The organism is Pseudoalteromonas sp. MelDa3, from assembly GCF_002863625.1.
GTDB lineage: Bacteria > Pseudomonadota > Gammaproteobacteria > Enterobacterales > Alteromonadaceae > Pseudoalteromonas > Pseudoalteromonas arctica.
This window is the reverse complement of the sequence record NZ_PJBR01000235.1, coordinates 1-10,520: the sequence shown is the minus strand read 5'-3', so window position 1 is coordinate 10,520 and position 10,520 is coordinate 1. Positions and strand designations below refer to the sequence as shown.

The 10,520-nt window shown below is 39.6% G+C and carries 12 protein-coding genes; 7 read left to right on the top strand and 5 right to left on the bottom strand.

The window, feature by feature from the left end; translation table 11 throughout:
* Both CXF89_RS19905 and CXF89_RS19900 read left to right on the top strand, forming a co-directional pair.
* Positions 1–900 (top strand): zinc-binding dehydrogenase (locus CXF89_RS19905; RefSeq protein WP_121955561.1); only part of this gene is annotated, 900 nt, incomplete at its 5' end.
* A gap of 62 nt (positions 901–962) precedes the next feature.
* Positions 963–1,214: a DUF2999 family protein gene (locus CXF89_RS19900; protein WP_007582532.1), complete on the top strand. Its 252-nt coding sequence runs from the start codon at positions 963–965 to the stop codon at positions 1,212–1,214.
* An 81-nt stretch (positions 1,215–1,295) separates the two neighbouring features.
* On the opposite strand, the gene CXF89_RS19895 is transcribed toward CXF89_RS19900, so the two are convergent.
* Positions 1,296–1,796, bottom strand: a complete 501-nt coding sequence (locus tag CXF89_RS19895) for a fasciclin domain-containing protein (protein WP_007582534.1) — start codon at positions 1,794–1,796, stop codon at positions 1,296–1,298.
* Between the two features lie 183 nt (positions 1,797–1,979).
* Here CXF89_RS19895 and lepB point away from each other — a divergent pair, with 183 nt between their 5' ends.
* Positions 1,980–2,630, top strand: coding sequence for a signal peptidase I (gene lepB / locus CXF89_RS19890; protein ID WP_007582535.1), 651 nt, complete (start codon positions 1,980–1,982; stop codon positions 2,628–2,630).
* 81 nt (positions 2,631–2,711) lie between these two features.
* Here lepB and CXF89_RS19885 read toward each other — a convergent pair whose 3' ends face one another.
* A complete protein-coding gene (locus tag CXF89_RS19885; RefSeq protein ID WP_024593389.1) occupies positions 2,712–3,359 on the bottom strand; it encodes a bifunctional 4-hydroxy-2-oxoglutarate aldolase/2-dehydro-3-deoxy-phosphogluconate aldolase in 648 nt (215 codons plus the stop codon).
* 116 nt (positions 3,360–3,475) lie between these two features.
* Entirely contained in the window at positions 3,476–5,497 is a 2,022-nt protein-coding gene (gene metG, locus CXF89_RS19880) for a methionine--tRNA ligase (protein WP_121955560.1), read from the bottom strand.
* 187 nt (positions 5,498–5,684) lie between these two features.
* Here metG and apbC point away from each other — a divergent pair, with 187 nt between their 5' ends.
* Positions 5,685–6,761 (top strand): iron-sulfur cluster carrier protein ApbC, encoded by a 1,077-nt coding sequence (gene apbC, locus CXF89_RS19875; protein ID WP_121955559.1) that lies wholly within the window; start codon positions 5,685–5,687, stop codon positions 6,759–6,761.
* 6 nt (positions 6,762–6,767) lie between these two features.
* Positions 6,768–7,352 (top strand): dCTP deaminase, encoded by a 585-nt coding sequence (gene dcd, locus CXF89_RS19870; protein WP_007582539.1) that lies wholly within the window; start codon positions 6,768–6,770, stop codon positions 7,350–7,352.
* 16 nt (positions 7,353–7,368) lie between these two features.
* On the opposite strand, the gene CXF89_RS19865 is transcribed toward dcd, so the two are convergent.
* Entirely contained in the window at positions 7,369–8,154 is a 786-nt protein-coding gene (locus CXF89_RS19865; RefSeq protein ID WP_024608140.1) for a CLCA_X family protein, read from the bottom strand.
* A 24-nt stretch (positions 8,155–8,178) separates the two neighbouring features.
* Positions 8,179–8,775, bottom strand: a complete 597-nt coding sequence (locus CXF89_RS19860; RefSeq protein WP_010554237.1) for a tRNA-uridine aminocarboxypropyltransferase — start codon at positions 8,773–8,775, stop codon at positions 8,179–8,181.
* A 137-nt stretch (positions 8,776–8,912) separates the two neighbouring features.
* Between CXF89_RS19860 and CXF89_RS19855 the strand changes: the two genes are divergently transcribed.
* Both CXF89_RS19855 and CXF89_RS19850 read left to right on the top strand, forming a co-directional pair.
* Positions 8,913–9,257, top strand: coding sequence for an Hpt domain-containing protein (locus CXF89_RS19855; RefSeq protein ID WP_007582543.1), 345 nt, complete (start codon positions 8,913–8,915; stop codon positions 9,255–9,257).
* Positions 9,258–9,362: 105 nt separating this feature from the next.
* The coding region (locus CXF89_RS19850; protein WP_145990855.1) for a pyridoxal phosphate-dependent aminotransferase at positions 9,363–10,520 on the top strand (1,158 nt) is incomplete at its 3' end.

Sequence of the window (10,520 nt, the reverse complement as noted above, 5' to 3'; positions counted from 1 at the left end):
AAGAGCCATGAAGTACTTGTTAAAGTTGCAGCAATAGGTGTAAACCGTGCAGACAGTATGCAGCGCCAAGGTAAATACCCGGCCCCTGCGGGAGATAGTCCTATTTTAGGTTTAGAATGTGCCGGTGTTGTTAGCGATATTGGTGGTAAAGTTGATAGAGTTTGGCTTAATAAACGTGTTTTTGCTTTGTGTTCTGGTGGCGCTTACAGTGAATATGTAGCCGTTGATGCAAAGCAGCTTATGGAATTACCCGATGATGTAACAATGGCTGAAGGCGCAGCAATAAGCGAAGTGTACCTAACAGCATTTGGCGCGTTATTTGAGCTTGGTAAATTGCAAAAAGGGCAAACAGCGCTTATTCATGCAGGTGCTAGTGGTGTGGGCGGTGCAGCAATTCAAATGGCTAAAAGCGCAGGTGCTACCGTGGTTATTACCGCAGGTACGGATGACAAATGCCGACACGCAAAAGAACTCGGTGCCGATCATGCAATTAACTACAAAACCACCGACTTTGTAGAATATATGAAAGCAAATGAGTTAACAGCAAATGCAATTGTAGATCCTGTTTCGGGGAGTTACTTAAATAAAAATGCCGCTATTGCAGCGATGGATTGCCAAATTGTGATGCTTGCATTTTTAGATGGACGCTTTGCAGAAGTTGATTTTGCCGCGCTTTTACGCAAACGTATTTCGTTTCATGCCTCAACGCTTAGAAATCGTAGTATTGAGTTTAAACGCCAGGTGCGCGACGACTTTGTAGCGCGTTTTTACAATGATATTGCCACTAAAAAGTACGACTTTAACCTGTATAAAACATTGCCTTGGAGCGACGCAAACGAAGCTCATGCTATTTTAGAGCGTAATGAAAATGCTGGTAAAGTTGTTTTACTTGTAGAGTAACTCTTTAATTTTAGGGTTTAGCCCATATACTAAGCCCTATAAAAAACACTTAAGGTTTAATAATGAATCCAATACTAGCAATACTTAAAGAGCACAATGTAAGCGACGAAAAAGTAAAAGCATTGTTTGAAGCGTTTACTCAAAACCCAATGATGGCAATGGCGCTTGTTCAAGAGCTTGGTATTCCGCCAGAAAAACTACAGCAACTAATGGCAGTCGTAATGACTCAACCGCACCTTATTAAAGAAGCGACTGATGAACTTGGTTTAGATTTTGAAAAAGTAAAAGAAGCGAAAGAAAAACTAAATCAATAATTTTTTATGTGATGAAACAAAAATAAATAAAAGAGCATAAGTATTTACTTATGCTTTTTTATTTGGCTTATTCTTTTATGACTACTCTTTTGGAAGTAGTACGGTGTCGATAACATGAATTACGCCGTTGCTTGCTTTTACATCAGCTTTTACAACTTTAGCGTCATTTATCATTACGCCCATGCTGTCGGCTTTAACCATAACTGATTGGCCTTGTAGTGTTTTCGCACTATCTACCTTCATTACGTCGGCTGCCATCACTTTTCCAGACACTACGTGATAAGTTAATACCGCCGTTAGCTTGTCTTTGTTTTCAGGCTTGAGTAGCATTTCAACAGTGCCTTCAGGTAATTTAGAAAATGCAGCATCTGTTGGTGCAAAAATAGTAAACGGTCCTTTACCTTGCAGTGTTTCAACTAAACCTGCGGCTTTAACAGCAGCAACAAGAGTAGTGAACGAACCATTTTCAACGGCTACTTCAACAACGTCTTTTTTCATACCATGATGATCAGCATAAGCCATTGTAGTAAATCCAAGGCTTGCAGTTGTAAACAATAATGCAGTAGTAATTTTCTTAAACATTTTATTTTCCTTTAAGTTAATACCCGTTGGTTTCGTTAAATGTTACGACGCTCTAAATTTAATCGATCAATTAAAATTAGTAGTCAACATGTTTTGTTACATCATTGATTGAACTGCAGCTAATTAACAAAGTCATATAAACAGTTACTTAATTAAAGACTTGTTCAATTGAAGGGAATAGGCATGAAATTAGTTTATAAGTTTTGGAAAAATAACCGCTCTCTTATCGTATTTATTGCACTGATGAGCGTATTTAGAAGCGCTGTTGCCGATTGGTACGAAGTACCAACAGGCTCAATGAAACCGACCATTCAAGAAGGTGACAGAATACTTACCGATAAAATGGCCTACGATATTCGCGTCCCATTTACGCACATAAAATTACTTAAATTAGCGGATCCACAAGCTGGTGATATTATTGTTTTTGACTCACAAGCTGCCGATAACCGTTTAATTAAGCGTGTAATTGGTGTGCCAGGAGACACCGTTGCGCTTGAAAATAATGAGCTCATTATTAATGGTAAAAAACTTAATTATGCAGATCAGCGCAGCAACATAGACTCACTTGATAAAATTGAAGATTTAAACGGATTAGAGCATTCGATAAGAGTGGCAAATATTCCTTCACGTTTATCGGGGTTTGATGCAATTACAATTCCTGATGATTATTACTTAGCAATGGGCGATAACCGCGACAATAGCGCTGACTCGCGTGTAATAGGTTTAATTCCGCGTAACGAGTTATTAGGAAAAGCAGAGCGCGTTATAGTGTCACTTGATTACGATAATTATTACTTACCAAGAAAAGATCGCGTATTGAAAAAGCTGAATTAATTAGTAGTAATTAATTTTGTATAGCGCCCAATCAAATTTTATGAGCGCACATTTGGCTATTTTATAAATAAAATAAACTGCCTATTTAGGCAGTTTACTTATATAGTTTTTTACAAGCTTGGTAAGGTGGCTACGCTCTTGTTCGGTATTTAATACCTTACAAAAATCGCCACTTACTGCCGCGCCACAAGCACCTGCTTCAAACCATTGTGATAAATTATCTAAATTCACACCACCAACAGGTATTAATTGTGCTTCTGAAAATGGACCTGTTAATGCTTTAAAGTAACCAACGCCCATACTGCCCGCAGGAAATACCTTAATAATATCTGCCTTATATTCAATTGCATTTGCTACATCGGTAGGTGTTAGCGCGCCCATTAATACTGGTAACCCGTGCTGGTGGGCAAGTTCGACAACCGATTTGTTGGTATTTGGCGTTACGATAAACTGCGCGCCTGCATCAATTGCTTGCTGAGCAAGGGTGGTGTTAATTATTGTGCCTGCACCAATAAGTGCGTTTTTATGAGCTGCACGAGCTTTTGCTATTTCTTGCTCAAAGCCCGGTGTATTTGAGGTGATCTCGAGTGCGTTTATGCCCGCATTAACTAAACAATCAATTAATGGTGCTACATCACCTTGTTGCTTTAAGCGCAGTATGGCGACTAATTTGTGTTGTTTTATTTGGCTACTTACTTTTATTCTGTTGGCATCTAAAATTTGGGTCATAATTACAATTCACTTTATTTAATACAGAGGCATTCGTATTGAATATACGACTAAACATTGTTTTTGCCCATAAAAAAACCGCTGATGTATCAGCGGTTTTTATTGTATGAGTAATATTACATTACGCGCATACCAGGCTCTGAGCCGTCATCTGGGTTAAGAATATAAATTTCTTTTCCGCCAGGACCTGCAGCTAATACCATGCCCTCTGACATACCAAAGCGCATTTTACGAGGCTTAAGGTTAGCGACCATAACGGTTAACTTACCTTCAAGATCCTCTGGTGCGTAAGCTGATTTAATACCTGCAAACACTTGGCGAGTTTCTCCGCCTAAATCAAGTGTTAGCTTAAGTAGTTTATCAGCGCCTTCTACGTGCTCTGCTTTAGCAATTTTAGCTACGCGTAAGTCTACTTTTGCAAAGTCATCAAATTCTATCTCGTCGCTAATCGGCTCTTTTGCAAGTGGGCTGTTAGGGTCAATAGTTACTTTTGGCGCTAAGCTTTCTTTAGATTCTTCAACCATTTTATTTACTTTATCCATTTCAACACGTTGCATTAACGGTTTAAATTTATTGATAGGGTGGCTTACGAGTGCATTTTGAACGCCGTCCCATGCAAGGTCGTCATTTAAAAATGCTTGTACGTTGTCGGCCATTTCTGGTAGCACTGGTTTTAAGTAAGTAATTAAAACGCGGAATAAGTTAAGACCAAGAGAACACACTTCGTGTGCTTCTTGTTGCTTAGTGTCGTCTTTAATTAATACCCAAGGTGCTGCGCCATCAATAAATTGGTTTGCTTTGTCGGCAAGCGCCATTATTTCGCGAATTGCGCGGCTGTAATCGCGGTTTTCGTAGTGTGTTGTAATGCTAGGTGCAGCCGCTTGAAACTCTGCTAACAGCTCTGGTTGCATAATAGTGCTGCTTAGCTTGCCATCAAACTTTTTAGTAATAAAGCCAGCACAACGGCTCGCTATGTTTACTACTTTACCTACTAGGTCTGAATTTACGCGTTGTGCAAAGTCTTCTAGGTTTAAATCAAGATCAACAATACCGCTGCTTAATTTTGCTGCGTAGTAGTAACGTAAGTACTCTGGGTTTAAGTTATCTAAATAAGTACGCGCTTTAATAAACGTACCCTTTGATTTAGACATTTTTTCGCCATTTACAGTAACAAAACCATGAGCGAATACGTTAGTTGGCTTTCTAAAATTAGCGCCTTCTAACATTGCTGGCCAAAATAAGCTGTGGAAATAAATGATGTCTTTACCAATAAAGTGATAAAGCTCAGCGTCTGAACCTTCAGCCCAAAACTCATCAAAGTTGATGCCTTTTTTATCACATAGGTTTTTAAAGCTCGCCATGTAACCAATAGGTGCATCTAACCAAACGTAAAAATATTTGCCCGGTGCATTTGGAATTTCAAAACCAAAGTAAGGCGCATCACGGCTAATATCCCACTGCTGCAGGCCATCGGTAAACCATTCGTCTAGCTTGTTAGCCATTTCTTGTTGAATAGTGCCCGAGTGTAACCACTCTTTTAGCATGCCTTCAAATGCTGGCAGGTCAAAAAAGTAATGTTCAGAATCTTTAAGTACAGGCTCAGCACCTGACATTACAGAGCGCGGATTAATGAGTTCTGTTGGGCTGTATGTAGCACCACATGAATCACAGCTGTCGCCGTTTTGGTTTTCAGACTTACACGTTGGACAAGTACCTGTTACAAAGCGATCGGGTAAGAAAATACCTTTTTCTGGATCGAATAATTGCGAAATAGTGTGCTTTTTAATATGGCCGGCATCGTTTAGGCGGTTATAAATAAGCTCGCTAAATTCTTTGTTTTCTTGGCTGTGCGTGCTGTGGTAGTTATCAAATTTGATATTAAAGTCAGCAAAGTCGCGTTGGCGCTCTATGCTCACTTGTTTTACCATTTCTTCAGGCGTGATCCCTTGCTTTTGCGCATTAAGCATAATTGGCGTGCCGTGGGCATCGTCTGCGCAAACATAATAAGCTTCATGGCCCTGTAGTTTTTGAAAACGTGACCAAATATCAGTTTGAATATATTCCAATAAATGACCTAAGTGAGTAGGGCCATTTGCATAAGGTAATGCGCTGGTAATCAGGATCTTTCGCTGCGTCATAATCATTCCGAATTGAGGATAAAACGCCGTTTTTATTATACAAACGGCAATTATCATTAATTTATCTACAAGCTATCTGCTTAGAGTGTGCACAGCTTATGGATTTTTATTAATTGACTGGTGTTAATGCCCTGAATGTTACATAATTCCGTGGCACTTTTCATCAAAGAAACGCTATTTAATTGCTATGTTTGGACTGTCGAAACTATTCTCTTCTAAATCGGTGCAAAAACAACCGATTATTACTGCCTTAGCGGCATATCGTAGTGCGGCTTTTGCCGTCGGTATTGACGAAAGCTTCATTGATACTATTACTCAAAATGACGATAAATCACTACACATTAAATTAACCCTACCATTTGCTGGGCAATCAGAAATGCCTTTAGTTGAGCAACACGTAAGTGAATGCTTAAATGTGCCTGTAACAATTAGCGCCAAGGTTATCATTAAAGAGGCAGCTAAGTTTAAGGCGATTAAACATATTGTGCTTATTGCCTCAGGCAAAGGCGGAGTAGGTAAGTCGACTACTGCTGTTAACTTGGCGGGCGCCCTTAAAAACGAAGGCGCAAAGGTGGGTATTTTAGATGCTGATATTTATGGCCCATCTATTCCAATGCTTTTAGGCTTGGTGGGCGCAGAGCCCGTCACTAAAGATAACAAACAGCTACAGCCTTTTGATGCAAACGGCATTAAAGCGCAGTCAATTGGCTTTTTAGTCCCAAGCGATGACGCCACTGTATGGCGCGGACCAATGGCGTCAGGCGCACTTAGCCAATTGCTTAACGAGACTGATTGGGGTGAGCTTGATTACTTAATTGTGGATATGCCACCGGGCACCGGTGATATTCAACTAACAATGAGCCAAAAAGTACCAGCGAGCGGTACTGTTATTGTCACTACGCCGCAAGACTTAGCCCTTGCCGATGCGCAAAAAGGCATTGCTATGTTTAATAAAGTAAACGTGCCAGTGCTGGGCTTAATTGAAAACATGAGTTATTACATTTGCAGCCACTGCGGTGAAGCTAACCACGTATTTGGTAAAGACGGCGCACAAAAACTTGCGCACAAGCACGGCGTACCCGTACTTAGCCATATTCCTCTTGCAATAGATATACGCGAGTATTCTGAGCAAGGAAAACTTATTGCCAACGATAACGACGCGGCGATAAGCAAAACATACAGCGCAGCAGCGAGGCTTATAGCCAGCACGCTCTATTATCAACAGCATCACAATGCAATTGAAATTGTGATTACAGAAGATTAATAAATAATGAGACTTTCAGACACACATATTAATGAATACCTAAGCGATGGTCGCATTGTTATTGAGCCTGCGCCAACAAGTGACATGATTTCAGGCGTAACTGCCGATTTGCGATTAGGTAATAAATTTAGAACTTTTAATGCACACAACGCGGCATACGTCGATTTAAGTGGTCCAAAAGATCAGCTAAATAAAGCCATGGAATCAATCATGAGTGAAGAAATAGTGCTTGATGAAGGTGAAGCATTCTTTTTACACCCAGGTGAACTCGCACTAGCTATTACCCATGAAAAAGTAACTTTGCCAGCAGATATAGTAGGTTGGTTAGATGGACGCTCATCGCTTGCGCGTTTGGGTTTAATGGTGCATGTAACCGCGCACCGAATAGACCCAGGCTGGAGCGGTAATATTGTTTTAGAGTTTTACAACTCAGGTAAATTACCACTGGCACTACGCCCACTGATGAAAATTGGTGCTATGAGCTTTGAAATGCTATCGGGACCGTGTGAAAACCCATACAACATCCGTAAAGATGCAAAATATAAAGATCAAAACAGTGCAGTAGCAAGTCGTATTAGTGACGATAAGTAATCACCAAATATAGACATTACTCGTCTATTTTATGAAGCGCATAACCCAGTAGTTCAAAGTACTGGTTAAGCGCTTCATTTGCTTTATTAATATGCCCAATATTTGGGTATATTAAATTACTACTTTGTAAGCCCCCCACTAAAAAGCTATTTTTTATATTTGAATGCTGCTCAATACAGGCTTCAAAACAACGTGCGGCAAGCTCCTCTGGCATACTCATATAATTCATATTGTGAGCCTTATCGTGTTCTATGCATGTTTGTACAAAGCTATTTGCATCAACGCCGTGCTCATCTAAAAATACATTTTTATAAAAACTGTTCAAAGCATTATTAAGTGGGTGCGATAAATTAGGCGTGTTTGAAAGCCATAATTTGGAGGCAAAACCAAATCGTGGTTTTGCTGCAAATAAATGCTCGCTTATATGATGATCAAACGCATGAAACCATTCGTGAGCAAGTGCACCACCGCCTGCATTTTTTGCAAGGGCAAGCGTTTGAGAGGCTGCATTATAATGTGCTTGTACACCTTTTTGACCGCCATGACCAAATGCAAAATTAAGTTTGCCACGAAGACCAATAGCTTTGGGCGGTAAATGCAGTATTTGTGCAAGGTCGGCCAGTGCATCGTAAATTAAATTAGCGCTAATGTAGCGCTCTTCTTTAGTTACCCATTTACCGACGACCATTGACCTAAAGCCAAAGGTATCTCTTATATCGCTAAAGTCGACTTGGTCGTCAAAGCGATAGTCGGGGCCTTGGCGAGTAAAGCCACGTTTTAGCCTGTTAGGGTAGTTACGCATTGCAAGTTTCATATAGTAACGAATTTAATCTAAGTAACGTGCTTTTACGTGCTCGGGCATGTGTTGGGTTTGTTTTTGTATTAATTCATCAAGCACATTATAAAGTGGTGCAGGATTTAACTGCTCTATTAAAAACAAACTATGCGCTACGGCTTCAAGTGTGGATAGGCTGTCGGCCCTAGGGGCTTTACGAATAGCATAACGATTTTTAGGTAACTGTTTAAAACTGACCGTTTTGAATTGATTTAGCAATGTGGTGAGCTGCAAAATTTTGTAGGCTTTTTTCCATGTACCATCAACCACGATTAAATGGGTGATGTTTTTTATATTAGATTGCTCAGCGCTATCGTCTAAATTTACAGCATGTTCGTTAGGGTAGAGCAAAACAGTTGAGCTTACTGGCAGTGATTTAAGAATAGAAAAGTCGTCATTATTTTCGCCTTTGACTATTTGGCAATCAGTTAGGCATAAATTGAGTAGTTTAGCGGTATTTTTTGCTATTTTTTCTTCGCTTGGGTGCTGTAGAATAATAACCTTAACTTTGTTGTTTATATTTGTAATTGCGCTGCAAATACAGGTGTTAAGTGCAAAGTTACAATGATTACAAAGTGTGCGTGCCATTTAATAAACTTTTTGTTGCCAGTATGATCCTCACAATTATACATTTATAAGGTAATTAAGTTGGTTTTTTTTACGCATCAATATAAAGTAGTACTATTAAACTGTAATTTACATGGATTGTTTTAAGGGCTTAAAATATGACAGAAATAAATATTGATACATCAGCATTAGAGAGTATGGAATCGTTATTGGGTGAGCAGTTTGCTGATACACTTGATTTTTGCTGCTCGGAGTTTGAGCGTTTAGGCTCTGAAGTTTTAGCAACCATTGGAAAAGACAGAGAAGCGGCTATTCGTCATTCTCATAGCTTAAAATCTAACGCTGCGCAGTTTGGTGCTTCAAGCCTTGCTGAAGTATCTCGCGTTATTGAACAAAATTTAAACCTAGATAACTTAGCTGAAGCCATCGACGCATCTAATAGCTTAATGGCTCAAGTAACTGGCTCTCAAGCTAAGCTAAATGAATGGTTAGCATCTCGTTAATTATTGAAACTGAAACGTGAATTTATTTCAGTACTAAGTAATCAAATACACTGGCATTTTGCGCCTTTACTAGGTTAGTCTAAAGACTCACTAGTCGAGGTAAAAATGTCTGATATTAAAAAGAGTCACAAATTAGAAGGTGTATGTTATGACATTCGTGGGCCGGTTTTAGCACAAGCTAAAAAAATGGAAGACGAAGGTCAAAAAGTATTAAAATTGAATATAGGTAATCCGGCTGCTTTTGGTTTTGATATGCCAGAGGACATGCACCGCGATATTATCCGCAACTTATATTCAGCCCAAGGCTACTGTGACTCTAAAGGCCTCTATTCAGCCCGCGTGGCTATTTATCAGCATTACCAACAACGTGGATTACATAATTTAGATGTAGATAACATTTATATTGGTAATGGCGTAAGCGAACTCATTCAAATGATCACTCAAGCGCTATTAAATAATGGTGACGAAGTGCTTATTCCTGCTCCAGATTATCCACTTTGGACTGCTTCGGTCACGTTATCGGGTGGTAATCCGGTACATTATTTATGTGATGAAGAGCAAGATTGGTTTCCGGACATTGCAGATATAAAAAGTAAAATCACTTCAAAAACAAAAGCATTGGTATTAATTAACCCTAATAATCCAACCGGTGCGGTTTATAGCGACGACTTGTTAATGCAATTAATCGATATCGCACGCGAACACAAATTACTGTTATTGAGCGATGAAATTTACGAGAAGATTTTATACGATGGTATAACGCATACTTCAATCGGCTCACTTTGCGACGATGTGCCTATTATTACTTTTAATGGTTTAGCAAAAACATACCGTGCAGCGGGGCTGAGAATGGGGTGGATGGTTTTGAGCGGTCGTACCTCGGTAATGGATGATTTACGCAAAGGCCTAGAAATACTTTCATCTATGCGTTTGTGCGCAAATGTACCTGCACAATATGCAATTCAACAGGCGTTGGGTGGCGTGCAATCAATTGATAGTCTAATAAACCCGGGTGGGCGCTTATATGAGCAGCGTGATATTGCATGGCGTGGATTAAATGCTATTGAAGGCATTAGTTGTAAAAAACCTAAAGGCGCGCTCTATGCGTTTGCTAAAGTTGATACAGCACTTTTTAACGTTAAAGATGATGAAAAGATGATGTACGATTTGCTAAAAGCCGAAAAAATATTACTTGTACATGGCAGGGCGTTTAATTGGCCCGAGCCGGATCATTTTAGGTTGGTATTTTTACCAAGCAAAGAT